Source organism: Segatella bryantii (assembly GCF_022024215.1).
In the GTDB taxonomy this organism is placed as follows: domain Bacteria; phylum Bacteroidota; class Bacteroidia; order Bacteroidales; family Bacteroidaceae; genus Prevotella; species Prevotella bryantii.
In genome coordinates this window covers 1,768,766-1,794,439 of record NZ_CP091798.1, presented here as the reverse complement: position 1 = coordinate 1,794,439, position 25,674 = coordinate 1,768,766, and the positions used below count along the sequence as shown (strand labels likewise).

At 40.2% G+C, this 25,674-nt stretch carries 20 protein-coding genes; 9 read left to right on the top strand and 11 right to left on the bottom strand.

The genetic code is table 11. The annotated features are described in order from the left end of the window. Positions 1–2 precede the first annotated feature (2 nt). Complete coding sequence (locus L6471_RS11580; protein WP_006283021.1) at positions 3–1,025, bottom strand: electron transfer flavoprotein subunit alpha/FixB family protein; 1,023 nt, start codon at positions 1,023–1,025, stop codon at positions 3–5. A 3-nt stretch (positions 1,026–1,028) separates the two neighbouring features. Further along, positions 1,029–1,898, bottom strand: a complete 870-nt coding sequence (locus tag L6471_RS11575) for an electron transfer flavoprotein subunit beta/FixA family protein (protein WP_006283020.1) — start codon at positions 1,896–1,898, stop codon at positions 1,029–1,031. A 258-nt stretch (positions 1,899–2,156) separates the two neighbouring features. Between L6471_RS11575 and L6471_RS11570 the strand changes: the two genes are divergently transcribed. Genes L6471_RS11570 through cls form a run of 5 tightly spaced genes read left to right on the top strand, consistent with a single transcriptional unit; the run spans position 2,157 to position 8,138 of the window. After that, positions 2,157–3,764, top strand: coding sequence for a GDSL-type esterase/lipase family protein (locus L6471_RS11570; protein ID WP_006283019.1), 1,608 nt, complete (start codon positions 2,157–2,159; stop codon positions 3,762–3,764). Positions 3,765–3,791: 27 nt separating this feature from the next. After that, positions 3,792–5,768: a DNA primase gene (gene dnaG, locus L6471_RS11565; RefSeq protein WP_006283018.1), complete on the top strand. Its 1,977-nt coding sequence runs from the start codon at positions 3,792–3,794 to the stop codon at positions 5,766–5,768. 10 nt (positions 5,769–5,778) lie between these two features. Continuing rightward, positions 5,779–6,111 carry a 6-pyruvoyl trahydropterin synthase family protein gene (locus L6471_RS11560; protein WP_006283017.1) on the top strand — a complete coding sequence of 111 codons (333 nt, stop codon included), beginning with the start codon at positions 5,779–5,781 and terminating at the stop codon, positions 6,109–6,111. Continuing rightward, on the top strand, positions 6,098–6,688 hold the full coding sequence (locus tag L6471_RS11555; protein ID WP_027453048.1) for a 7-carboxy-7-deazaguanine synthase QueE: 591 nt from the start codon (positions 6,098–6,100) through the stop codon (positions 6,686–6,688). The genes L6471_RS11560 and L6471_RS11555 overlap by 14 nt, the downstream gene beginning before the upstream one ends. Before the next feature lie 25 nt (positions 6,689–6,713). Next, positions 6,714–8,138, top strand: coding sequence for a cardiolipin synthase (gene cls, locus L6471_RS11550; protein ID WP_237797372.1), 1,425 nt, complete (start codon positions 6,714–6,716; stop codon positions 8,136–8,138). On the opposite strand, the gene rsmD is transcribed toward cls, so the two are convergent. From rsmD to L6471_RS11535, 3 genes are all read right to left on the bottom strand, one after another. Continuing rightward, complete coding sequence (rsmD, locus tag L6471_RS11545; protein WP_237797371.1) at positions 8,122–8,718, bottom strand: 16S rRNA (guanine(966)-N(2))-methyltransferase RsmD; 597 nt, start codon at positions 8,716–8,718, stop codon at positions 8,122–8,124. The genes cls and rsmD overlap by 17 nt on opposite strands. A 71-nt stretch (positions 8,719–8,789) precedes the next feature. Next, a complete protein-coding gene (locus tag L6471_RS11540) occupies positions 8,790–9,608 on the bottom strand; it encodes a DUF3822 family protein (RefSeq protein WP_006283013.1) in 819 nt (272 codons plus the stop codon). Further along, positions 9,589–10,071: a hypothetical protein gene (locus L6471_RS11535; protein ID WP_006283012.1), complete on the bottom strand. Its 483-nt coding sequence runs from the start codon at positions 10,069–10,071 to the stop codon at positions 9,589–9,591. The genes L6471_RS11540 and L6471_RS11535 overlap by 20 nt, the downstream gene beginning before the upstream one ends. Before the next feature lie 38 nt (positions 10,072–10,109). Here L6471_RS11535 and L6471_RS11530 point away from each other — a divergent pair, with 38 nt between their 5' ends. The 3 genes from L6471_RS11530 (at position 10,110) to L6471_RS11520 (ending at position 13,386) form a co-directional block, all read left to right on the top strand. Next, positions 10,110–11,561, top strand: a complete 1,452-nt coding sequence (locus tag L6471_RS11530) for an ATP-dependent DNA helicase (protein WP_237797370.1) — start codon at positions 10,110–10,112, stop codon at positions 11,559–11,561. A gap of 65 nt (positions 11,562–11,626) precedes the next feature. Continuing rightward, on the top strand, positions 11,627–12,724 hold the full coding sequence (locus L6471_RS11525) for a metallophosphoesterase (protein ID WP_027453043.1): 1,098 nt from the start codon (positions 11,627–11,629) through the stop codon (positions 12,722–12,724). Continuing rightward, a complete protein-coding gene (locus L6471_RS11520; protein WP_094448170.1) occupies positions 12,721–13,386 on the top strand; it encodes a SprT-like domain-containing protein in 666 nt (221 codons plus the stop codon). Before L6471_RS11525 ends, L6471_RS11520 begins: the two co-directional genes overlap by 4 nt. Positions 13,387–13,488: 102 nt before the next feature. On the opposite strand, the gene alaS is transcribed toward L6471_RS11520, so the two are convergent. After that, positions 13,489–16,155, bottom strand: a complete 2,667-nt coding sequence (gene alaS / locus L6471_RS11515) for an alanine--tRNA ligase (RefSeq protein ID WP_006281199.1) — start codon at positions 16,153–16,155, stop codon at positions 13,489–13,491. Between the two features lie 130 nt (positions 16,156–16,285). Between alaS and L6471_RS11510 the strand changes: the two genes are divergently transcribed. Continuing rightward, positions 16,286–16,633, top strand: coding sequence for a MerR family transcriptional regulator (locus L6471_RS11510; protein ID WP_027453040.1), 348 nt, complete (start codon positions 16,286–16,288; stop codon positions 16,631–16,633). A 75-nt stretch (positions 16,634–16,708) separates the two neighbouring features. Here L6471_RS11510 and L6471_RS11505 read toward each other — a convergent pair whose 3' ends face one another. The 5 genes from L6471_RS11505 to L6471_RS11485 form a co-directional block, all read right to left on the bottom strand. Beyond that, positions 16,709–17,920, bottom strand: coding sequence for a pectate lyase family protein (locus tag L6471_RS11505; RefSeq protein WP_237797369.1), 1,212 nt, complete (start codon positions 17,918–17,920; stop codon positions 16,709–16,711). Positions 17,921–18,157: 237 nt separating this feature from the next. Further along, positions 18,158–19,105: a hypothetical protein gene (locus tag L6471_RS11500; protein WP_237797368.1), complete on the bottom strand. Its 948-nt coding sequence runs from the start codon at positions 19,103–19,105 to the stop codon at positions 18,158–18,160. Between the two features lie 76 nt (positions 19,106–19,181). Further along, positions 19,182–21,029 (bottom strand): RagB/SusD family nutrient uptake outer membrane protein, encoded by a 1,848-nt coding sequence (locus L6471_RS11495; RefSeq protein ID WP_094448166.1) that lies wholly within the window; start codon positions 21,027–21,029, stop codon positions 19,182–19,184. A 20-nt stretch (positions 21,030–21,049) separates the two neighbouring features. Continuing rightward, positions 21,050–24,343 carry a SusC/RagA family TonB-linked outer membrane protein gene (locus L6471_RS11490; RefSeq protein ID WP_237797367.1) on the bottom strand — a complete coding sequence of 1,098 codons (3,294 nt, stop codon included), beginning with the start codon at positions 24,341–24,343 and terminating at the stop codon, positions 21,050–21,052. 345 nt (positions 24,344–24,688) lie between these two features. Continuing rightward, positions 24,689–25,666, bottom strand: a complete 978-nt coding sequence (locus L6471_RS11485) for a pectinesterase family protein (RefSeq protein ID WP_006281205.1) — start codon at positions 25,664–25,666, stop codon at positions 24,689–24,691. Positions 25,667–25,674: the final 8 nt, after the last annotated feature.

Genomic DNA, 25,674 nt, shown 5'->3' with positions numbered 1-25,674 from the left:
TTTTACTTAGAATTCTGTTTGTAATACTTAATGAGCTTAGGGAGAACTTCCTCGCAAGTGCCATTGATAACATAGTCGGCTATCTTGTTGATAGGAGCATCTGGATCGCTGTTAACAGAGATGATAATACCTGCATCCTGCATACCGGCGATATGCTGAATCTGACCAGAGATACCACATGCGATATAAACTTTAGGATGTACAGTTACACCTGTCTGACCAATCTGTCGATCATGGTCTACCCAACCAGCATCTACAGCAGCACGACTTGCACCTACTTCGCCATGAAGTTCTTTAGCGAGTTCGAAGAGAAGATCGAAACCTTCCTTGCTACCTACACCATAACCACCAGCAACTACGATAGGAGCACCCTTCAGATTGTTCTTGGCTGCTTCTACATGACGGTCGATAACTTTCACAACAAAGTCAGCCTCTGGTACATATTTAGCAACATCAGGGTAAACGACTTCGCCTTTAGCCTGGCCATCGTAGATAGCCTTCTGCATAACGCCAGAGCGTACTGTAGCCATCTGTGGACGGTGGTCTGGGTTAACAATAGTAGCTACGATATTACCACCGAAAGCTGGACGAATCTGATATAACAGATTATCATAGTGCTTACCACTCTTCTTATCATCGTATTCACCGATTTCCAACTGTGTACAGTCGGCAGTCAAACCTGAAGTCAATGAAGAAGATACGCGTGGACCAAGGTCACGACCGATAACGGTAGCACCCATCAAAGCAATCTGTGGATTTTCTTCCTTGAACAGATTAACGAGAATATCAGTATGAGGAGCTGATGTATAAGGGAAAAGACCCTCAGCATCGAAAACAAACAATTTATCTACACCGTAAGGCAGTATCTGATCTTCTACCTTACCCTTGATGCCAGTACCGGCAACGATAGCGTGAAGTTCTACACCAAGATTATTGGCCAACTTACGACCTTTGGTGAGAAGTTCCTGAGAAACTTCCTGAATGGTAGTTTCTTCAACTTCGCAATATACAAAAACGTTATTCATAAATTAGCCAATAATTTTTTCGTCTAACAATTCTTTCATCAGGCTGTTGATATCTTCATCACTTCCTGTAAGGGTCTTGCTTTCCTTAGCCTGGAACACAATGTTCTTAACGGCTTTTACCTTAGTAGGTGAACCTGATAAACCACACTGTGCCTCGTCACCATTTACATCGGCTACACTCCACTGGTTGAGTGTAAGATAAGGACGTGTCTCGTAAAGGTCAGTCCAAGGTTCGTCACCTTTGCGTTCCATAGGGCAAGTAGCATACTTATACTTCATGACGAGCTTGGCATTGCATGGACGAGCAGGAGCAGCTGAGCCATTAACAGTAATTACTACAGGAAGAGGAGCGACAACAGTCTCAACACCACCATCAATGTGACGACGGATAGTAGCTTTCCCATCCTCGATTTTTACGACTTCTTCTGCGTATGTTACCTGGTTTAAACCCAGTTTCTGAGCAACCTGTGGACCTACCTGAGCTGTATCACCATCGATAGCCTGACGACCACCAATTACGATATCTACATGGCCAATTTTTTGGATAGCTGTTGCCAAAGCGTAAGAGGTAGCTAAGGTGTCAGCACCAGCAAACTTACGGTCGGTAAGTAACCAGCCTGTATCTGCGCCTCTGTAAAGGCCTTGACGAATAATTTCACCGGCACGTGGAGGACCCATGGTCAGTACTCCTACGGTAGAACCTGGATTTTGGTCCTTGATACGAAGGGCCTGCTCCAAAGCATTTAAGTCTTCTGGATTGAAGATTGCAGGTAAGGCAGCACGGTTGACGGTGCCTTCGGCAGTCATGGCATCTTTACCCACATTTCTTGTGTCTGGTACCTGCTTAGCAAGTACTACAATATTCAACTTCATATATAAAAGTGTTTTATAAGATCAATCGGTTTTATTAAAAATACCTCGCAAAAGTACATTATTTTCTATTATTGTACAAATAAATTTGCTTTAAAATGCACATCGTGCTATTTTATGTGCACAATTTTTTCTAAATGTGCAGTATAGATTTTATCATTTCATTGCTTTTTGTTATCTTTGCACCTAATTATAATAAGCCTATAAAAAATAATAAATACCTATTAAAAGATGAAGCGACTTTTTACATCTATAACTCTAATGTCAGCTATTGCAGCTGGAGCTATGGCTCAAACTGGATTTGATAATTTACCTGACCCTGTTGAAGATGTCAACAAGGTGGTTGATAATACTCCGGACAGTATCGCTAAGGCATTGATGTCTCGTCCGGCTCCTGGTTCTACCCGTAAAGGTAACCAACCTGTTTTGTTCCTAGTGGGCAACAGTACGATGCGTAATGGTACCCTTGGTAATGGTAATAACGGTCAATGGGGTTGGGGCTTTTTTGCCAGCCAGTATTTTAATGCCAACAAAATTTCGGTGGAGAATCAGGCTCTCGGTGGTATGAGTACTCGTACTTTCTACCGTAAGTTATGGCCTGCTATCGAACAAGCTTTGAAGCCAGGTGACTGGGTAATTATCTCTATCGGACATAATGATAATGGCCCTTATGACTCTGGTCGTGCACGTGCAGTTATTCCGGGGACAGGAAATGATAGCTTGCATGTAAAGATTAAGGAAACCGGTGAGGAAGAAACGGTATATTCTTATGGTGGATATCTTAGAAGATATATAGCGGAGTGTCGCGCTAAAGGTGCGCATCCTATTTTGATGTCGCTTACTCCTCGTGATGCTTTTGATGAAAAGACGGGAAAGATTATACGTAAGCCGCAGACAGGTTGGGCTGCTGTAGTGGCTGCTGAAGAAGGAGTGCCTTTTGTAGATTTGAATGAAATAAGTGGTCAAAAACTTGACTCTTACAGTAAATGGAAAGAGCAGTACCATTTCTATCAGGATCATATCCATAGTAGTGCATGGGGGGCTCAGATGAATGCACGCTCTGCAGCAGAGGGTATTGCAGCGAGCCGTAATCCTGATTTGAAACCTTTACAGGATATGATGATTAATGTGGCTCTTCCTACATGGCCCGTAAATCGTGAGAAGGGTAAACCGGTAGTTTGGATTACTGGTGACTCTACTGTAAAGAATGCTGATAAGGATAAAAATGGTATGTGGGGATGGGGTTCTCAAGCTAACACCATTTTCAATGAAAAGAAAATTACCATCTATAATGCGGCTATGGCCGGAAGAAGCAGTAGAAGCTATATCCGTGAAGGCCGTTGGGAAAAGGTGTATAACAGTTTGCAGCCAGGCGACTTTGTGCTGATTGAGTTCGGTCACAATGACATTTGTCCTATTAATGATAAGAAAGAGCGTGGTGTAATCGCTTCTGCAGATGATACTTGTCATGTGTACAAGATGGAGAAAGATGGCCGTTATGAACTGGTATACAGTTTTGGATGGTATTTGAAAAAAATGATCGATGATGCCCGTGAAAAGGGGGCTACACCTATACTGGTATCATTGACACCTCGTAACGAATGGCCTAATGGTAAGATTGAGCGTAGAAACGACAGTTATGGCAAATGGTATCGTGAGGTCGTAAAGGCAACGGGTGTAGAGTTCCTTGATTTACATAATATTTCAGGTGACTGGCTCGATAAGCATTGCGGAAGTAAGGATAAAGCCATGAAGTATTTTAATCATGACCATACCCATACCAGTCTGAAGGGTGCTCAGATGAATGCCCAAAGCATAGCCAGAGGGTTGAAACAAATCAAGAGCAAACTGGCTGATTATTTGAAATAAAAACAAAATATAGACCATATATATTATATGATAGATAGATCGACAGTACAAAAGATTATGGATGCCACCAACATCGTGGAGGTGGTATCCGAATTCGTGTCATTACGAAAGTCAGGAGCTAACTATAAAGGGCTCTGTCCTTTCCATGATGACACCACACCGTCGTTCTATGTCTCTCCGGCTAGAGGAATCTGTCATTGTTTTACGTGTGGAAAGGGTGGCAATGCTGTCAATTTTCTCATGGAACATGAGCAGATGACTTATCCGGAATCTTTGCGCTGGCTGGCTCGAAAATATCATATCGAGATACAGGAACGCGAACTAAGCGAAGAAGAAAAAAGGCAGGAAAATGAACGAGAAAGTATGTTCATTGTCAACGAATGGGCAGCTAAGTATTTCCAGAATATCCTGCATCATGATGTCGATGGGCTGGCTGTGGGGATGCAATATTTCCGTAGTCGTGGCTTTCGTGATGACATCATTCAGAAGTTTCAGTTGGGATTTGACCTTCCTGAGCGTAATAAGTTGCCAGAAACTGCTATTCAAGAAGGCTATCAGAGGGAATTCCTTATCAAGACCGGTCTTTGCTATGAACGAGATCATGGTGAACTAGTAGATCGATTTGCTGGTCGTGCCATGTTTCCTTGGATAGGTGTCAGTGGTAAGGTTGTGGCTTTTGGTGGACGTGTGCTCGATTCGCGTACCAAGGGTGTAAATCAGAAATATGTTAACTCACCTGATAGTGAGATTTATCATAAGGAACGCGAACTATACGGTATCTATCAGGCTAAACGTGCCATAGCCAAAGAAGACCGTGTTTACATGGTAGAAGGTTATACAGACGTTATTTCCATGCATCAGAGTGGTATCGAAAATGTTGTGGCTAACTCGGGTACAGCATTGAGTAAATATCAGATACATTTACTACATCGATTTACCTCTAACATCGTCTTGCTCTATGATGGTGATGCTGCCGGTATCCATGCAGCTCTTCGTGGTACCGATATGCTTTTGGCTGAAGGTATGAATGTAAAGGTGCTCTTGTTACCTGACGGGAATGACCCGGATAGTTTTGCCCGCAGTCATACGGCAGAAGAATTTCGCCAATATGTAGAAGAACATCAGATGGACTTTATTGAGTTTAAGACTGATGTGCTGCTGAAAGGAGTAACCGACCCCATTAAGCGATCAGAGGCTATCAACTCGATCGTCTTTAGTGTATCTGTCATAACCGATCAGATTATTCGAGCTACTTATATTCATGACTGCTCTGTGCGACTCGGTATTGCTGAGGCTACATTGATTAGTACGATGAATCGTTTTATCCGAGAAGGGCAAGATGAGAAGATCAAGGAGGAGCAACGACAGATTAATCAGCAAAGCCAGGAAACAGTGGAACTTCATTCTGCCGAGACGCAGAAAACGGCTATGGATACTGTGCTTGGGTTCAATCAGTCAACATCTTCACAAGCCTCACATGTCGAGACGATGCTTGTGCAGATGTTGGTAAGATATGGTGACCGGGTAATTACGATTATTGCACCAGACCGGTCGGAGATTAGCTTGCCATTAGCTCAATATGTGGGACTGGATTTGGGAAGTGACCAACTTCGTTTTCATGATGATCGTTATAATCAGATACTCAATGAGGCTTTACAGCATGTTGGGGAAGAAAACTTCAAATCAGAATCTTATTTTCTGCAGCATCCTGATCTGAAGATCAGTGGTCTGGCGGCCAAACTCTGTGTAGATAAGGTACAAATCTCTAAGAGTCTGAAACCGGAACCAACTGAGGAGCAAATAAGAAATAATGTACTTCGACTAGTATTGAACTTTCGTTGTGAATTTATGGAGAATCGTTTAAAGAATCTGAAAAATCAGATTAACCAACTCTCGATCAGCGATCCGGATGACAAACTATTAGAAGTAATGAAGGAATATAAGGAAGTGCAAGACATCCGTAATGTGCTTGCCAAAAAATTGGGAAATGAAATAATACAATAAGGAAGACAATATGTATTATATAGAAAAAAGTTTAGAGGTGTCGGCAAGTCACCATTTAAATCTCTCTTATGAGAGCAAGTGTAGTAATGTGCACGGCCATAACTGGCACATAAAAGTATATTGTAAGTCGAAAACCCTGAATAAAGATGGCATGGTAGAAGATTTCGGTGCGATTAAGCAGCGAATTCATGGTGTCTTGGATCATGCGGATTTGAATGAGGTTCTTCCGTTCAACCCTACAGCCGAGAATATAGCGCGATGGATAACCGAGCAGATTCCTACTTGCTATAAAGCAACTGTTCAGGAAAGTGACAACAATATTGCTACTTATGAAGAAGATTAACGAGATATTTTATTCTCTTCAGGGAGAGGGACGCCATACTGGTAGAGCTGCTATCTTTATTCGGTTCAGTGGATGTAATCTGAAGTGCTCGTTCTGTGATACCGATTTCAAGGACTATCAGGAAATGAGCGATGAGGATATATTATATAAGGTGGAAGAACTCCGTAAGGATAAAATAAAGGATGCGGGACAGCCTAAGCCTATGATAATTCTCACTGGTGGCGAACCTACGATGCAGGTAGATGGTGCTTTTATAGATATGTTCCATGCTGCTGGTTATTTTGTGGCAATGGAGTCGAATGGAACGAAGGAACCACCAAAGCAATTAGACTGGTTGACTGTTTCGCCAAAAGAGCATGTGAAGGTAGCTCAATGTGATGAGCTGAAGTGTATCTTTGATGGAGAGCATCAAGTAGATACATTTGGTATTAAAGCTTATTACTATTATCTTCAGCCATGCGATACAGGAGATGCTCAAAGAAATCAGGAGATCCTTTCTGCTTGTGTAGCCTATATAGAGCAGCATCCGAAATGGCGTTTGAGCTTGCAGACTCATAAACTCATTGGATTTAAATAAGAAGAAAATTAAACCTATACCTGACATGATCTATATACATTGGATATTTCTGCTAGTCTATTTTATCATTATCATTGGAACCATGATGGCGGTATTGATGGACAATAGACAACCTGCCAAAACCATGGCATGGCTCCTTGTTTTATGGTTTCTACCGGTGGTCGGAATTATCCTGTATATCTTCTTTGGGCAGAATACCCGAAAGGAAAAAATGATAAGTCAGCGTAGTCTTGATCAACTGACAAAACGGTCGATGCTGGAATTTGCAGAACAGGAAAATCTGCATATTCCAGATAATTATCGACCATTGATGCACCTATTTACCAATCAGAGTTGGGCATTTCCTTTTAAAGATAATATGGTGGATGTGATGACGAATGGTTATGATTTCGTGTTTGCATTGTTGCGCGAAATAGGTAAGGCTCGTTATCATATCCATATCGATACCTATATTATAGAGAATGATCCTGTAGGAAATCTTATTGCTGATGCGCTCATTGATAAAGCTCGGCAAGGGGTAGAGGTGCGTTTGATTTATGATGATGTGGGTTGCTGGAAAGTAAATAACCAATTTTTCGATCGTATGCGTGATGCAGGTATTGATGTGCATGCTTTTATGCCCGTTAAGTTTCCTGCTTTCACGAGCAAAGTAAATTATCGAAATCATCGTAAGCTCTATATATTTGATGGCCAGGTAGGGTTCATCGGGGGAATGAACATTGCTTTGCGATATGTAAAAGGAACTAAAAAAGGTGGTTGGCGTGATACACAACTTCGTATAGAGGGTGGAGGGGTATACGCTCTACAGCGTGCTTTTTTGGTGGATTGGTATTTTGTAGATCGTAGTCTGGTTACAGGTCGTAATTACTATCCTCCTGTTAATCCGGCTATCAAAAATAATTGTTTGGTGCAGATTGTAACCAGCAGTCCTATATCACCATTTCCTGATATTATGCAAGGTTATGTGCGCATTCTTTTGCAGGCGCGACAGTATGTGTACATGGAGACTCCATATTTTATACCCAATGAGCCTGTGCTCTTTGCGATGCGAACTGCTGCGTTGGGAGGAGTGGATGTACGCCTGATGTTGCCCATGCATACCGATTCAAAACTGATAGAATGGGCAAGTCGTTCGTTTGTAAAAGAAACTTTGGAAGCTGGTGTGAAAGTGTATCTATATCAGGATGCCTTTAATCATAGTAAGTTGTTGGTAAGTGATGATACTATTTCTACTTGTGGTAGTACGAATATAGATGTGAGAAGTTTTGAGCACAATTTTGAATCCAATGCTTTCTTTTATGATAAGGGCATGGCTTTAAAACTGAAAAATGTGTATCTGGAAGATGAAGCCCATAGTTTAATACTGGCCGATGCTATAGATCTAGAAAAGCGTCCGTTCCTGTATAAACTATGGGAGAGTTTGGTAAGACTGCTTAGTCCTCTACTTTAGTACCTTCTACCTTTACAGTATCAGATACAGTATTTGTTTCATTGTTTTTTGCTTTGAAAAGGGTAAAGTTTACGCTACCATAATGTCTGTGTTCCAGGAAACAAGGATGATCTGAGAAATCATAATCTTTACCATGTTCGAAAACAAAAATACCCTCATCACTTAGTATACCCTGATTTAATACCAAGTCAGGTATAGTAGCTAATTCCTTCAAAGCATAAGGAGGGTCAGCAAATATGAAATCAAACTGCTGACGGCATTTCTTGATAAAGCGGAATACGTCTCCACGAATCAGTAAATCCTGATTACAGTTTATCTTCTTAAAGCATTGGCTGATAAAGTTAGCGTGGTCACGGTCAGCCTCTACGCTCACTACTTGCTTACAGCCACGAGAAACAAGTTCCAAAGAGATACTTCCGGTGCCGGCGAAAAGATCGAGCGCCATTGTATCTTCTAAATCCATATAGCCTTGTAGTACATTAAAAATATTCTCCTTGGCAAAATCTGTCGTAGGACGTGCCTTAAAACTGTGAGGGACATCAAAATGTCTTCCTTTATATTTACCTGTAATAATACGCATGATACTTGTTCATTAAAAAGATGATACTTACTGCTTCTTAATATATTAGTTACTGCTTCTTAATATGATAGTTACTGTTTCTTAATATATAGAGTAAGAAGATCAAATGGCATCTTAATTTGTGTAATTGGTGCACGATTAAATTCGGCAACGGGGTTGATAGAGAAAGTACGTTTAATATATTTACGCATGAGGTTAAGAAATTCCTCTTTTTCCTGCATCTCGCCAACAATATACATTTCATCTTGCATAGGATCAAGTCCCAACTGTTTCCAAACAAAAAGGATAAAGTAGAGCGCATCTTTACTGTATTTTACTTCGAAGGTGTTGATAAATTTAAATCGGTTTTTATCGAAGTTCATAACTTCCATCTTTCCATCGTGAAAATAGCAGAAAAGTTTATTGTGTATACCTGAGAAACTGCGAGCATACAAAAAGTTCCATACCGGTTTGCAAGTCGGAATATATCGGATATTCTCGAAGTGATCTTCGAGGACTAGTTTCAAATCTTTATTGATGGAGTAGACAGCTACAGCGTTCAGTTCTGGAAGTACATGGTGAAGTATCACATCATTATTTCTGTTTAAGAAGGTATAATGATATGTTTTTTCTATCTCATCCTCGTTGAACTCTTCTATAGGTACCATCAGTACGGGTGTGTCGATGTCGACAAGAATTTTGGTAAACCCTGAAGTGAGCAGCGAATCTTCTTTGAAAGCTTCACGTAGGTTAGCAGCCATGGATATACCACTTCTTACGGCATAAGGTTGGAAGCGTACTTGTGCTTCTTCACTTTTGTCGATAGCCGAAAAAGAAAGTCGATGACGGCTGATACGGATAGTGAGTCGTCCTGTATTATTCATTGTTGCTTTATTCCCAGTTTCCTGCATTATTATTATCTGTTGTGAGATCTCCTATTTTTAATCCGGGGAAATTACCCGAATTGTTGGCCTTTTCTATCAAATTATTGATACTGTTCTCATCCAGTCCATCAAGATAATCGCGAAAAGAGGCGCTACATTCCATGAGAGGTATCTGTCTGCCTGATTTTCCAATTTCTGTTGTTGCCTGTAAACTGAACTTCTTATGGTCAGAGAAAGGAATATACTGCAGAGAGTCGGCTAGAAGCCCTTCCTGAATGAGTTTACCGAAATCACCAGTATAAGCTCGATACTTCAGACGATATTTTTGTTCAGCAGTACGTATCTTGATAAGTCGTTTTTTTACCGCTAATTCTCTTTCTGTTCTTTTTTTGTCAAAGCGTATAGGTGAATTGATACTGTTGAAACAGAGTAAAGTTAAAATAACGACACAAGCAAACAATAGATAATTATTGTTTATTTTCAAGTTCATAGCCAAATTATTTGTACTTTTGCAAAGTTAATAAAAAAATGATAACAGACGAACTAAAATATCAGATATTACAAGAATTTGGCTTCTCGCCCACGGTAGATCAGGAGCATGCACTCGAAACTTTTGCATCTTTTTTAACTGATCGTGATGAGCATGTTGTCATGATTCTTCGGGGAAGTGCAGGTACGGGTAAATCACATTTAGCAGGTTCTATCGTGCGAACGATGAAGCGTTTTCGTCAGAAGATCATGCTTTTGGCGCCTACGGGTAGAGCTGCTAAAGTATTGTCGCTTAATAGTGGTCATCCGGCTTATACGATACATCGTCGTATTTACAGAGAGAAGAGTTATACGGGTATTGGTGGTGAATTTAATCTTAACCGCAATATGTATCAGGATACCCTTTTCATGGTAGATGAGGCTTCTATGATTAATAGTGGTATGTCTCTAGGTAATGGGCAGTTTGGGTCTGGCAATCTGCTTGATGACCTCATTCATTTTGTCTATCAAGGTAAAAATGACAAGATGATACTTATCGGAGATAGTGCACAGTTGCCTCCAGTTGGAGAGGATGAGGCACCGGCCCTTCGGGGAGAAGTGCTTCGTATGTATGGACTGAAGGTGTACGAGTGTGATTTGAATGAGGTGCTCCGACAGAGTAGCGCTTCAGGTATTTTATATAATGCTACGGTTATCCGACAGATGATAGTTTATGGAGAGCCGACAGAACTGCCTAAAATCAGTTTTCAAGGATTTGCTGATATCAAGATGGTACCTGGTAGTGAACTCATAGAGCAGTTGGCTACTAGCTATTCTGATGTAGGAATAGATGAGACGATGGTGATTACTCGTAGCAATAAGCGCGCTAATATTTATAATCAAGGTATCCGTAACAGCGTTCTCGACCGAGAAGACGAACTGACGCCTGGTGATATGCTGATGATAGTAAAAAACAACTATTATTGGATAGAGCGGGAAAAAAAGGAAAACCCAAATGCTCCAATGACTTTTATTGCCAATGGTGATCGTGCGGAAGTCGTACGTGTTAGGCATATTATTGAACTGTACGGTTTTCGATTTGCCGAAGTGCTACTTCGGTTTCCTGATTATGAGAACTATGAATTGGAAACGATGATCATCCTGGATAGTCTGTCGACCGAATCACCTTCACTGACCCAGGAACAGAACGAGAAGCTTTTTGAACAGATTATGGAAGACTATCAAGAGATACCTCTTAAGAAAGACAGACTCGGTAAAATTCGTGAAGATAAGTTTTTCAATGCGTTACAGGTGAAATTTGCCTATGCCATTACCTGCCACAAGGCACAGGGTGGGCAGTGGAGCCATATCTATGTAGATCAGGGATATATGACCGACGAAATGCTTACTCCAGACTATATACATTGGTTGTACACAGCTTTTACCCGTGCATCGGAAAAGCTATATTTGGTAAATTGGCCGAAGCAGCAAACTGATGGTGAAATTCGGTAAAACTGGTAGTTTTTATCAATAAATGTATACTTCATATTCCATGAGAATATTGTAATTTTGCTGCTATGAATACAATATGGGCTTTTACATTTTTTGTCCTACCTATCATAGGACTTGCTTATTCGCTGTGGCATGTGTGGAATATTCTGCCACTATCACCAGTTGTTAAAACCATTATAGCTGTTATTTTAGCTTTGTGTTTTGTAGTGATGATAACCAACTTCACCGTAGGTTTGGATCGTTATCCTATGATTGTATCCGAGGTGTTGTATGAGGTGGGTAATTCTTCTATTTTTGTCATGCTTTATGCAGTGATGCTTTTCCTTGTCCTTGATTTAGGAAGACTTATGCATATTGTTCCTCGAGAATGGCTTTATCAAAGTACAAAAGGTAGTATTGCAGTCTTCGTCTTTATGACTTCACTCTTTACCTATGCTTATTGGAATTATCTGCAAAAGGAACGTCAGCCGATCGTTTTGCAGACAGCGAAGGCCATAGAACGTCCTTTGAAAATCGTGATGATGACCGATTTACATCTTGGTTATCATAATCGTAAGGCAGAGATTCAGAAATGGATTGAACTGATTAATGCAGAACATCCAGATTTAGTCTTAATAGGTGGTGATATCATCGATGGCAGTATTCGTGCTATTGAAGAGCAGAATATGGCTGAAGATTTTAGAAGAATTAAAGCTCCGATTTACGCTTGTTTGGGTAATCACGAGTATTATAGTGGTGAACCACGGGCTCAGAAGTTTTATCATGAGGCAGGTATTCATCTCTTGAAAGATGAAGTGGCCGAAGTGATGGGTGTCAATATTATCGGCCGTGATGATCGTACGAATAAGAAACGTGCCTCTGTAGCTGATTTGTATAAACAGGTAAAAGACAAAAATAAATATACCATTCTGCTAGATCATCAACCCTATCATTTGGAGGAGGCAGAGAAAAGTGGAATTGATTTCCAGTTGAGCGGCCATACTCACTATGGTCAGGTGTGGCCGATATCATGGATAGAGGACGCCATGTATGAAAAAGCTTATGGGCCGTTAACCAAAGGGAAAACTCAATACTTTGTAAGTAGCGGTATCGGTATATGGGGTGCCAAATTCCGTATTGGTACTCATTCTGAATATTTAGTAGCAACATTAACAAAGCGATGATAGTAAGTGTAAGCTGGCTCGAAAGTCAGTTTCAACAATTTAATACTGCCTATTTTGGCGGAGGTCTTCCTCTACCTATATTAGGATTGTGTCGAAGTCGTACTCGTCTCGGCTATTTCTCGTGTAAACGGGCACGTAGATTATTGGGAACTAAACTTTATGATTTCACGATTAAGTTGACTACCTATTACGATATGACAGAGCGACAAGCCCAGAATGTACTATTACATGAGATGATTCATTATAGTATCGCTTATACAGGATTAAAAGATACTGCTCCACATGGAATAGTGTTTAAGGGCATGGCGGAAAAACTGAACCGTAAGTATGGTTGGGAAATAAAGGCTATGACTACTACGAAAGGATGGAAACTTTCTAGTAAGGCAGAACAGAAAGTTCTGCGTAAGCGAAGTTCTTCTTATTTGGTATTAGCTTTGGAGATGGAGGATGGCAAGCACTATCTAAGTGTGGTCAATCCGAAATTTTCTACTATAATCGACCGCCAGATTCGTGGTGTTCGTCAAATTCAAAACTATGGTTGGTATTCTAGTAGAGATGCCTACTTTGATAGTTTTCCGCAGGTAAGAAGTCTACGAGGCAGATCGGTAACAGTTGATCTGTTTGAAGAAAAACTGGGTGAAATGCAGCAAGTCTTTCTCTAAAAGAACTTTGTTTTGACTAGATCATGGATTATTAATAAAGGAAAAGCCGAGTTCCTCGCGGAGCCCGGCTTTTGCTGATTTAGTGAGATATATAATTACTTATTACAAGTTTGCTAATTCGATAATCTTGTCGACAGCAGCATGGATACCTTCTACATCCTTGCCACCAGCCTGTGCATAGTGAGGCTGGCCACCACCGCCACCCTTGATGAGCTTAGCGGCTTCACGAATCATCTTACCTGCATTTAGGTCATGATTCTTAACCATATCGTCGCTGAACATAACGCTCAACATCGGTTTATCATTAGAGGTACTACCAATAACAGCTACCAAGTTTTCAGGAATAGCCTCGCGAATTTTGAATACCAAGTCTTTAGCAGCATTAGGTTCAAGAGGCAAAACAGCCTTTACAACCTTCACACCATTAATTTCCTGAGCCTTGCTAACCAAATCATTCTTAGTACGCTCTACCATCTGAGCCTGGAATTTTTCTACTTCCTTCTTCATGGCATCATGCTCATCGATGTACTTCTGAATAACAGCATGCAAATCTTTGGCATTATTGAAGAGAGACTTTACATCAGACAAAGTATCCTGTAAGGTATATAATGTTTCTTCACAAGCCTTACCTGTGAGAGCCTCAATACGGCGCACACCAGCAGCGACACTGCTTTCAGAGATAATCTTGAAGAAGCCGATGCGTCCTGTGCTCTGAGCGTGAATACCACCACAGAATTCAGCAGAAGGTCCGAAGCGAACAACGCGAACCTTATCGCCATATTTCTCACCGAAGAGTGCAATAGCACCAAGTTCCTTAGCTTCCTCAATAGGTGTGTCACGATGCTCATCCAAAGGCAGATCCTGACGGATCATTGCGTTGACGATACGCTCTACTTGACGAATTTCTTCATCTGTTACCTTCTGGAAGTGTGAGAAGTCGAAACGTAAAACTTTATCATCTACGTAAGAACCCTTTTGCTCAACATGATCACCCAATACCTGCTTCAATGCATAGTCGAGAAGGTGAGTAGCAGTATGGTTAGCAGCAGAACCATTGCGCTTGTCAAGGTCTACACAAGCCATGAATTCAGCGTTTAAGTCTTCAGGTAATTTCTTTACGATATGAATACTCTGGTTGTTTTCGCGCTTAGTATCGGTAACAGTTACGGTTTCATTTTCAGAAACGAGAGTACCGCAGTCACCTACCTGACCACCCATTTCGCCGTAGAAAGGAGTGTGGTCAAGAACCAGTTCGTAGAATGTATTTTTCTTCTGAGTAACCTGACGGTAACGGAGAATGTGGCATGGATATTCAGAATAGTCATAACCTACAAATTCCTGTTCACCTTCCTTGATTACCTGCCAGTCGCCATTTTCTACAGCAGCAGCATTGCGGGCACGAGCCTTCTGCTTAGCCATTTCTTCGTTGAAGCCTTTTTCATCAACGGTGTAACCATTCTCTGTACAGATAAGTTCTGTCAAGTCGAGAGGGAAACCGTAGGTATCGAAAAGACGGAAAGCAGAAGCACCATCGAGTTCTGTTTTGCCATTAGCTTTCAATGTTTCCATATCGCCATTGAGAAGATTGATACCTTTCTCCAAAGTACGAAGGAAAGAATCTTCCTCTTCTTTCATGACACGACCAATAAGTTCCTGCTGTGCTTTTAACTCTGGATATGCACCACCCATCTCGGCTACGAGAGTAGGGAGTAACTTAAACATGAATGCTTCCTTTTGGTCGAGGAATGTATAGTAATAACGTACTGCACGGCGGAGAATACGACGGATTACATATCCTGCTTTGGCATTGCTAGGCAACTGACCATCTGCAATGGCAAAAGCTACCGCACGGAGGTGATCGGCTACGACACGAATAGCGATATCTACTTTTTGTTCTTCATTGATGCCTTCACCATTATCGCCCTCTGGGAATGTGTGATTATATTTCTTGCCAGAGATACGCTCAATCTCATCGATGATAGGAGTGAAAATATCAGTATCGTAATTAGAATTCTTACCTTGCATAAGACGAACAAGGCGTTCAAAGCCCATACCAGTATCAATAACCTGCATCTTTAGTGGTTCCAGGGTACCGTCAGCTTTGCGGTTGTATTGCATAAATACGTTGTTCCAAATCTCGATAACCTTAGGATGATCTTTGTTAACGAGTTCTTCGCCAGGAACTTTAGCCTTTTCTTCTTCAGAACGGAAGTCGATATGGATCTCTGTACATGGACCGCAAGGACCTTGGTCGCCCATCTCCCAGAAATTATCATGCTTGTTACCATTGACGATATGGTTTTTAGGGAAGTGCTTCTCCCAGAATTTTGCAGCTTCGTCATCACGTTCGAGATTCTCAGCTTCGTCACCTTCGAATACGGTTACGTAAAGGTCTTTAGGATCAAGCTTGAGTACATCAACAAGATACTCGTATGCCATATCGATTGCACCTTCTTTGAAGTAGTCACCAAAGCTCCAGTTACCTAACATCTCAAACATGGTGTGGTGGCTCAACGCAGAATCACGACCTACTTCTTCGAGGTCATTGTGCTTACCACTAACGCGCAAACATTTTTGTGTGTCAGCACGACGGCGTGGTTCTGGTTCCTTAGTACCAAGGATGATATCTTTCCACTGGTTCATACCAGCATTTGTAAACATCAGCGTAGGGTCGTCCTTCACAACAATAGGAGCAGACGGTACGATAACGTGTCCTTTTGACTCGAAATATTTTAAATATGAGTCACGGATTTCATTAGCTGTCATCATATTATATCTTGTTTTAATCTTTTTGCATTAAAAATCGCTTGCAAAGATACAAAAAAGATAAGAGACAAAAGGGTGGGGATAAAAGATTTTTCTTATCTTTGCAATTAAAAGTTATTAATTGTGAATGACCATGGCATTGAACCAAAATAAAAACGTCAAATTATATTATTCGATTAAGGAAGTTGCTCAAATGCTGGATGTGAATGAATCGACTCTTCGCTTCTGGGAAAAGGAATTTCCTCATCTCAAGCCGAAAACTTCTGGCAGTGGTGTTCGCCAATATATGGAGAAGGATATTGAACAAATTAAGGTTATTCGTAGTTTGATTAAGGTGAGGGGCTTGAAAATAGCTGCTGCTCGAAAATATCTTAATGAAAATCGTAAAGGTGCAGATAAAAGTGCGCAGATACTTGAAACGCTGATTTCTGTGCGTGATCAACTGATGGAGTTGAAACAGAAAATTGATAGTTTGGTATAGTCAATAGCTGAATATACAACAAAAAAGGATTGCTTCATACGGGCAATCCTTTTTTGTTGTAATAGTGTATAATTGTTACTTTTGAATATATTTCTTACCGTTTTTAATAACTAAACCGCGGTAGTTACTATTGACTCTCTGACCTGCTTGGTTATAGATTGCATGATCTTCATTTGTCAAAGATGTTTCTACAGCAATGGTTTCGATGCCTGTCGTATATGCTTCGCCTTCATTAATGGTTAAGGTTGCACCTGCGCCATTTTCCTCGTTGCCTACTACAGATTCAACTAAATTCGCATCATATACACTCATAGAGTAATCAGTTGATGGAATCCAATAGTCTTCACTTCCTGATTTTGCTTGAATTTCTTCGTTTACGCCCAAGTTGTCTTTAGTCGTGATATTATAATCGGTATATGAACCACTGGTAGCATAATTCTTCCATGGAGTCTTTTTAGCTTTAGCTGAAGTAAAAGCATTACCTTCAGCGTAGATATTACTTTTATAGCCGTAGCCAATACAATAGCTAACCACAGAAGAAGAGAAAAGGCAGTTGGCAACGTGTACTTTGCCGAAGCGTACACGTGGACAGCGTTCGTGGCATCCTTCGTCCCACCAGCAGTTTTTAAAGGTAACCCGAAGCTTATCTGTATCTTCATTAGCATTCTTATCGCTGTTACCAATCAGGTTACAGTTACGATGGTCGTCAGAGCCACCTGAACCATTAGCCAAAGGCTCTATCAAATAGCGGAAACGTGTCCAAGATATACATACTTTATCTGCACCATTAACCACATCAAGATTACCGTCTACACCATCTTGAATGTCGCAATGGTCTATCCATACATTAGTGGCACCATCTACGGTAATATTGTCATTACCATCGATATCGTAAGCTCCTGCACTCTTAAATGTAAGATTGCGAAGGATGATATTGTTACCTTTTATAGTAAGAATTCCCGTTTTGCTCTTATCAGTTCTGTTCGTATTCACAAGAGCAGAACCTGGAAGTCCATAAATAGTCTTATTGCTTGTATTGAGAGAATATGATCCGCTAAAACTGATTTCCCCTTTTACGTAAATTGTCTTGTTTGTGGTAACTTTACAAGCATTTACAAATTCTGTATAATTTGTTACTGTTATTGGATTTTCATCATTGCTACCGGTTACACTAGCACCCCATCCTAAAGGCTTTCCGTCGTCATATGCATTTGATATGGTTTGCGCTTGAATATGCAAGGCACTAAAAAGAAGTGCCATAGCAGATAAAAGTAGTTTGTTCATCATCTAATTATTGTTTTCTATTTTTTTATCCTTGGTTGCAAAGTTACATGATTTTGTTGGGTTTTATATGATAAGAAAAGTTAAAAATAAATAGAGCCGAGTGATATTCGTTTTTTGTATTGATAGAGAAACTTCATGTTGGCTTGTGATAGGTATAAAAACAACGGCCTCTATTCCTGGTAGGAAGAGAAACCGTTGTGTAAATTGGTTATTAAGAGATTTAATTCGTCTATTCTAAATTTACTTCAAGATAGACTTCTTACCATTCTTAATGACTACACCCTTGAAGTCCTTAGAAACCTTTTGACCAGCAAGATTGTATGTTGGAGCATCTTTAGCAGCTGCTTCAGCCTTTACAGTAGAGATACCTGTCTTAACACCACCATTAATCTTTACGTTATGAATCAACATCTGTTTGTTATTAGAGATGCCATAAACATATACACGAACAGTGATACCGTATGCATCCTCTGGAACATTAGTTATTGGGATAGTAAAGTGGGTAACACAATTTTCACCATTAAATTTCTTTGAACCATCATTGCGATCTGGGCGATAACCCGCATCGTTTGTTGTAGCCCATGTTTCATCTGTTACACCATTCCAGTGACCACCTATACCTTCTGGGTTAGTACCGCCACCTTCGCCATCAACTGCATCAGCATTTTCAGGAGTGATTAACCATGTCGTAGCACCTAACTGAGGGTCATCGTTGTAAAAGACCGCTGCATTTACCATAGCACCATCTGTTCCTATTTTGGTTGCATCAAATTCAATACTCTCTACATCGAGAAGATCTTTAGTATTAACGGTTTCTGCATAGAAGTCTATGTACATTGCTTCTTCATCACTGGCAGCACTTGCCAAATTTCGATTAGCATCTGGAGTTACCATTTTACTGTCAGCTCCCGCAACTTGCGCATTGGTAGGTTGAATTTTGATGTAACCTGTAGAACCATCGCCGATCCAGTTTACATTGTTTCCCGTTTTGTCCTTGTGAGCTACATCTACTCCATTATACGAAAGACCTTTGCCTAGTACTGGAGCTTTGGTTTGAATACCGGCAGAAGTTACGATGGCATCGGGTACTGTTACAGCATCTTTAGCGGATACCATAGTCCATTCCACTTGTGCATTAGCCGTAAGGCTGGCAGCTAATAACGTTGCAAAAAGTAAACTTTTCTTCATAATTTTTGTGTTTTAACAGGTTAATAATTTATTTATTTGCCGCCACACATCAGTGGTGGCGGCATTTTTTTTGTTTTTAATCGGCTTTGTAACCAGGGTTCTGATCCTCGTTAGTTAAAGCGTCATTCAAATTGATTTCACCTACAGGGAATGGACGATACCATTTGTATTGGCCATCAGAACCAACAAAGTTATTTTTATCCAAACCATTGTATTCAACATTGTAGTTGATCAATCTCTTCGTACGACGGAGGTCAATCCAGCGATAGAACTCACCACAAAGTTCACGTGCACGTTCATCCAAGATAACATCCACAGGATCTAGATTGGTTACGTAAGGCACATTGTCTATACCACTACCAGTGTTGATAGAATTAGTAGTACCATCAGAATAATGACGTTTGTAAGAGGCAAAACTACTGAGAGTTTCAGCACCAGATCGTGCACGTACCACATTGACATATTCAAGAGCCTTAGACTCATTGCCAGCCATGTAGTAAGCTTCTGCACCAAGAAGATAGGTTTCGGTTAAGTGAGCCAAAACAATATCGTGGAATGATACTTTACTTGTTCCGTGACGTGTAGCTGTGTAGTCGTCAAATTTTCGAACGCAAAGAGAAGTTCCTGTGGTCGTGCGGCTAGTCTTATAACTTTGTGTACCTGTTTTATAAGTGATCTTGCCAGTTCTCTTGTTAACTGTAGCAGAAATAAAGACGCAAGGATCAGAAGAACTATATACCTTAGCCTGTGCATGGGTAGCATCTGAGTTGACATAGTTTTGAAGAGCAGCCTCGCTCAAGTCAGAATACCATGCTGGATAGTAACCATAAATGGTATCATTTGCAGCATTGTTAGTATAGAACTTCTTATATTCCATTCTCTGTTCAACCATGAATGTACCTTCAAAACGTTCGTCACCAGGTTCAAAGAGATAGAGCAGACGCTCACTTGCAGGATAAATACTGTTGGTATATTTGGTTAAACCTTTACCTCCATTACCGCTATCATCATTGTAGTAATTACTGAAGTAAGCATCCTGGCGGTTACCATCGGTTGTTTCATCTTGACCTGTAATGCCACGTGTATACTTGATTGCGAAGAGGATATCATTATTGTCTTCATTAGCTAAGTTCCACATGTTGCTAAAAGTCATTACTGGCTTCTGCCCGTTGATAGCCTTATCAGCATAGGCTGCTGCTTTCTCAAAGTAGCTCTTGTTGGTAACTTTTACATTAGAACCATCAGCATCAGCCGTTGTACCACAGTCCCAGCCCCATGCTAAGTATGTTTTAGCCAAAAGGTTGTAAACGAAGCGCATTGAAACTTTGCCTGTGTGATCATCTGTAGGGAGAATATTGTTTTTCTCAACTTCTTCAAGTAACCCCGTAATATACTGATAAGTAGAATCTATGCTTGCACGAGGAAAGCTGGTTTGAATACTAGCGATATATTTGTCAGAAATAGGGACACCACCAAACTGTTGAGACAACAAATAGTAATAGAAAGCTTTAAGCGCCTTAGCTTCTTCCAATCGCTTAGCTACATTTGTACCAGCAGCATTCGAATAATTAAGAACGGTGTTACATTGCTGGATACCATCATAGCAATGGCTGTAGAAACTTTGGCAATCACTATTCTCATCACTTAGGTCTTTGTAAAGGGACAGAGCTGTAGAAGCGTAGCCCGAACGGCCTTCTGTGTAAAGGTCTGTACCACTTAAGAATAGATTTTGGTCGCCATCAAAGATAGCACGAAGCTTGTAATAAGGGGCTGTTGCCAAATTCTCAAAACCATCGGCAGTAGAGAAGTATTTGTCAGCATCAATATTTGATTTGTTCTCTGCGTCAAGAAAATCTTTGCCACAACTTGTCAGCATCAAACCTCCTGCTATCGCGAGAACAGGTAATAATATATTCTTTTTCATGATTCTTTATCTCAATTAGATTAGAATTTAACACTTGCACCAAACTGGTAAGTAACAGTACTAGGGCCACCTGTTGACAAACTAGAACTTGCCCACTCTGGATCAAAGCCTTTATAATCTGAACCCCATACGAATGGGTTTGTGATATTGACATAGAGGCGTAAAGAGCGGATAACCTTAGACTTTTGGAGTACACTCTTAGGGAAAGTATAACCTAAGGAAATGTTTTTAACTTTCCAATAGCTGGCATCGACAATCTGATATGGTGTACCACTACTATTCGCTGTCTTCATACTGCTCATAGAAGATGTACCACTTTTCGCATTGCTACCCATTAAATATGTACCAGCTCCTGCATTAGTATCACTTTGATTAGTAGGGAATGGGAAACTACCATAGTGAGTTGTCTCTTGGTAAACTTCGTTGATACGATTGCCATCTTCATCGAAATCACAGCTTAGCAAAGTTCCTGCAGGGATGTAATAGTCAATGTTGATGTGCTGCATACCACGGTCACCATAGTTACAATACTGATTATAGAATGGAGAGTAAACCTGATAGTTCTGCTTGGTGTATATAGAGAACGAGAAATCCCAGTTCTTATAGCTTAACGTAGAACTAATGCTACCTGTCCATGACGGATTACTCTTGCCGACAATCGTCTTATCTTTAGAGCTGATAGCACCATCACCATTCAAATCATCAATGATAGGCATACCTTCACCCCAGCCATAGCAAGCATAGTAGTAATCGCGGCTAACTACACTTTGTCCCGGTGTAAAGCCTTTGTCTATAGCTATCTGAGTGTTAGGCACAGTCATCGTCTTATCGCTAACGATGCCACTCCATCTATAGTTATACAAGGCATTGATTGATTCTCCTACAAAGAAACTATTCTCTATATCATTCTCTTTTCCTCCATTCACCTCTAGAATCTTATTCTTGTTGGTTGAGAAATTAAATGATGTTGTCCAGTTCCAGTCCTTATTCTGAATATTAACGGTTGTCAAAGAAGCCTCGAAACCGGTATTTCGAACTTTACCACGGTTATCAATTACGGTTGCACCACCAGCTTCGTAAACCAACTGACGGCTCATCAACAAATCTTTAGATGTACGGTTATAGAAATCTAAGGTTCCTGATATTCTACCATTAAGAAAACCAAAGTCTAAACCAACATCAAATTCAGAGGTCTTTTCCCATGTCAAGTTTTTGTTGACGATAGCACTAGGATAATATACATTGTTACCTGTACCATCAGAGAATCCATAGAATGCAGAACCACCAGAAGCAACAACGTAGGTAGGGTAATTAGTACCTTGTGTATAATTGTTACCTGTTACACCATAACTTAAACGGAATTTCAAGTTATGCAACCAATTTTTGGTATTTTTCATCCAAGGCTCTTCTGAAATTCGCCAGCCAAAAGCAGCTGAAGGGAAAGTTCCCCAACGATGACCGTCTGCAAAGCGTGAAGAACCATCAGTACGGATAGTACCTGTGAAAAGGTATCTGTCTTTGTAACTATAGTTTAAACGAGCTGCAAATGACTGCATGGTCCATTCTGTATAGCCTGAAGTTGGAAGAACTACCGTTTCACTAGTGGCAGAGCCGAGGTTATACCAAAGTTCTTGTGCAGGAACTTTGTATACATTTGCGTCGTAAGTCTCTTGTGTAAACTTACTTGCACTGTATAGTCCCATTACACCGATTTTATGATCACCCCATGTATGGTTGTAGTCTATTTGATTATCCCATGTCCACTGGAATTTGTTCTTATTCTCGGCATATGCGTGGTTTTCTGTAGTTTCAGAAGTGCCTCTAACAGTAGAAGGAACACCTTCATATTTTCCATTGCGAGAGTGTGTGTAGCTTGGTGAGAATGTGGTCTTAAATGTAAGATCCTTGATCGGGTGAATTTGCAAGTAGAGGTTAGCCAGAACCTGATAAGTCTTGGTATTATAATTTGTATTCTCTAAGTCAAGCAATGGGTTTGCTGTAGAAGTAAACTGGTCACCACTTGTACCTAAGGCTGCAGCCATACCTGGGTTTACGATGATATCACCATTATCGTCGTAGGCTCTACACAATGTATTTAAACGGAAAGCCTGGCTGATAGCGTTGTCTGCAATCGTGTTGTTGTTCGTGTAGGCACCATTGAAATTAACACCAGCACTCAACCAATTATTAAGTTTTGAGTCAATAGCACCCTTTAGATTAAAACGTTCCATTTCATCCTTTTGGTAGATACCCTTTTCATTCTGGTAACCTCCACCAAAGTGATAACTTACATTTCCACTAGCACCACTAACAGATAGGAAGTGATTCTGCTGAGCACCAGTACGGAGGAATAGATCTCTCCAGTTGGTTTCTTGACCATTAGCGATAACACTCTTTACATATGACTCATCCATTGTTTGTCCGGTCAAGAAAGCTGTCTTATAATTACCGTCTGTGATGCTCCAATAATTTTGTGCGCCATAAGTACCTAAGGTAGTACCACCTTTTTCTGTCATGGCATTTTCATATCTAAGCATACGATATTGAGCAAATTCAGAACCAGACATGAAATCAGGCATACGTGTGGTCTTGGTTATACCATAGTATCCTTCATAACTTATAGTTGGCTTCAGATTCTTAGCACCTTCGCTCTGGGCACCCTTAGTTGTTACGATAACAACACCGTTAGTAGCACGTGATCCATAAATAGCTGTGGAAGAAGCATCTTTCAAAATATCAATACGCTCAATATCTTGAGGATTTAAAAAGTCGATGTTATCTGTAATGATACCGTCTACAACATAAAGAGGAGTTTTGTTACTACCTAAAGTTGACTTTCCACGAATCTCGATATCAAAACCTCCACCGGCACGGCTACTATTCTGGGTGATGTTTACACCAGGAGTTGCTCCTTGAAGGTTTTCGATAATTGAAGTGGCACCTTTAGCATTCAATTTCTCTGTACCAACAGATGAAATGGAACCTGTAAGGTCGCTTTTTTTCATGGTACCATAACCAACCACAACGACTTCATTTAAAGTCTCATTGTCTTCTTTTAATGTAAAAACAAAATTGGTCTGATTTCCTACTGTTACGGTTTGGTTTTTATAACCCACGTAACTTACGGTAATTTTGCTGGAAGGCTTTGCATTAGGAATGGAAAAGTTACCATCAATATCAGTAATGGCGGCAGGTTTACCGTCCATATTGATAGTTACACCAATCATTGGTTCGCCCTGTGCATCCTTGACAGTACCCTTAAGTGTGCTCTGTGCATAAGAAGCAACGCTTGCAATACTTAAACATAAAGCCATAGAGGCTCTTCTTTTGTTAAGATACATAAACGTTTGTTTTAGTTATTCTTGTTATTAAATTATTATAGTTCTGATTTCAAAGGTTTACTAGGATTTTTTTGATTGTCCTATATTGGATTAGATTATTTTTGTTAAGCAAATGTACCTATAATATTTATAATAAGGGATAATTTTCATTTTAAATTTATATATTTTAACACATTCGATTCTTTTTTCTTTAGATAAATGCTATAAAACATATAAATAACTTTGATTTTTGATTTTTTTGAGTGGTTAAGTGTATAAAAAACATTAAATGGACTATTCTAATGAGAATAATCCATTTAATGTTTTTATATCATAAAATTATTTACATGGAATCCACTTGGTATCTTGATGGAATACGTTTTCTAATGTGATAGCAGTAGCTTGTTTTTTGGTCAGTTGGCGAGACCATGTAGCTCTTGCTTTTGGATTTGCTCCTTCACCAAAATTGTTATATTCCTGATAGCGTGCTGTTGTTTCATTGGCTTTGTTGCTCCAATTATTCCAGCCAACAGGACGAATATGCTTACCTAATTCGCAATTCATAAATAGAGTGTATGCATAAGGTCTCCATGGTCTTCCCAAATAAACTTGGTCTACTCCTTCTGCAGCTATGAGCTTGCAGTGGTTAAAGATGTAGCCATAAGCCTGATCGGCTGGGGTAGAGGCTGCTGTAACATAACTATTAATCTTGCTTTTAATCGTACAGTTCTCGAACCATGCTGTGCTAGGACCAAAGATAAAGTCTGTAGTACCTTCTATATAGCAGTCTTTAAAATAAAGTCTAGTTCCTGCAACACCAGTATAAATAGTATCTTGGTGACCGAGGAAACGACAATTGGTAAATACCAAATAATCACCTTCTGTATGGAGAGAAACGGCTTGACCTAGTCGGGCTGAGTTATTCTCAATCGTTATATTCTTTAATGTAATGTGACTGCCTTCTATTTTGAGAGTATAGGTACGGAAAGTTCCCATTGGTTTACCTGTATCTAAACGCTTAATATTAGCATGGTCATCATAAGTAATAATCGTGTTTTCGGCATCTTCACCACAAATTTCGATATTTGTGAGCCATGAAGGAATAATTAGTTTTTCCTTGTATGTGCCTTTTTTAACATAAATTACTTTGTGATAATCCATGAATGCGCGACATACTTCGATAGCATCATCAATATTTCGGAATTCGCATGTTCCGTCTCTTGACACAAATAGTGTGTCGGGATTGTCATACTTGTTTGCTGCATGTAGCTGTAGGGTCGCTAAAGTAGCAACCATTAGTAGAAGTATTTTTTTCATTTGTTTGT

Bases quoted from the DNA above. Each gene is read 5' to 3' on its own strand.
- L6471_RS11510 (WP_027453040.1), top strand. From the start codon at position 16,286: ATGGCATTGAACCAAAATAAAAACGTCAAATTATATTATTCGATTAAG.
- L6471_RS11490 (WP_237797367.1), bottom strand. From the start codon at position 24,343: ATGGCTTTATGTTTAAGTATTGCAAGCGTTGCTTCTTATGCACAGAGC.
- L6471_RS11525 (WP_027453043.1), top strand. From the start codon at position 11,627: ATGAATACAATATGGGCTTTTACATTTTTTGTCCTACCTATCATAGGA.
- cls (WP_237797372.1), top strand. From the start codon at position 6,714: ATGATCTATATACATTGGATATTTCTGCTAGTCTATTTTATCATTATC.
- L6471_RS11555 (WP_027453048.1), top strand. From the start codon at position 6,098: ATGAAGAAGATTAACGAGATATTTTATTCTCTTCAGGGAGAGGGACGC.
- L6471_RS11530 (WP_237797370.1), top strand. From the start codon at position 10,110: ATGATAACAGACGAACTAAAATATCAGATATTACAAGAATTTGGCTTC.
- L6471_RS11575 (WP_006283020.1), bottom strand. From the start codon at position 1,898: ATGAAGTTGAATATTGTAGTACTTGCTAAGCAGGTACCAGACACAAGA.
- L6471_RS11535 (WP_006283012.1), bottom strand. From the start codon at position 10,071: ATGAACTTGAAAATAAACAATAATTATCTATTGTTTGCTTGTGTCGTT.
- L6471_RS11560 (WP_006283017.1), top strand. From the start codon at position 5,779: ATGTATTATATAGAAAAAAGTTTAGAGGTGTCGGCAAGTCACCATTTA.
- L6471_RS11485 (WP_006281205.1), bottom strand. From the start codon at position 25,666: ATGAAAAAAATACTTCTACTAATGGTTGCTACTTTAGCGACCCTACAG.
- L6471_RS11540 (WP_006283013.1), bottom strand. From the start codon at position 9,608: ATGCAGGAAACTGGGAATAAAGCAACAATGAATAATACAGGACGACTC.
- L6471_RS11500 (WP_237797368.1), bottom strand. From the start codon at position 19,105: ATGAAGAAAAGTTTACTTTTTGCAACGTTATTAGCTGCCAGCCTTACG.
- L6471_RS11520 (WP_094448170.1), top strand. From the start codon at position 12,721: ATGATAGTAAGTGTAAGCTGGCTCGAAAGTCAGTTTCAACAATTTAAT.
- rsmD (WP_237797371.1), bottom strand. From the start codon at position 8,718: ATGCGTATTATTACAGGTAAATATAAAGGAAGACATTTTGATGTCCCT.
- L6471_RS11505 (WP_237797369.1), bottom strand. From the start codon at position 17,920: ATGATGAACAAACTACTTTTATCTGCTATGGCACTTCTTTTTAGTGCC.
- dnaG (WP_006283018.1), top strand. From the start codon at position 3,792: ATGATAGATAGATCGACAGTACAAAAGATTATGGATGCCACCAACATC.
- L6471_RS11495 (WP_094448166.1), bottom strand. From the start codon at position 21,029: ATGAAAAAGAATATATTATTACCTGTTCTCGCGATAGCAGGAGGTTTG.
- alaS (WP_006281199.1), bottom strand. From the start codon at position 16,155: ATGATGACAGCTAATGAAATCCGTGACTCATATTTAAAATATTTCGAG.
- L6471_RS11570 (WP_006283019.1), top strand. From the start codon at position 2,157: ATGTCAGCTATTGCAGCTGGAGCTATGGCTCAAACTGGATTTGATAAT.
- L6471_RS11580 (WP_006283021.1), bottom strand. From the start codon at position 1,025: ATGAATAACGTTTTTGTATATTGCGAAGTTGAAGAAACTACCATTCAG.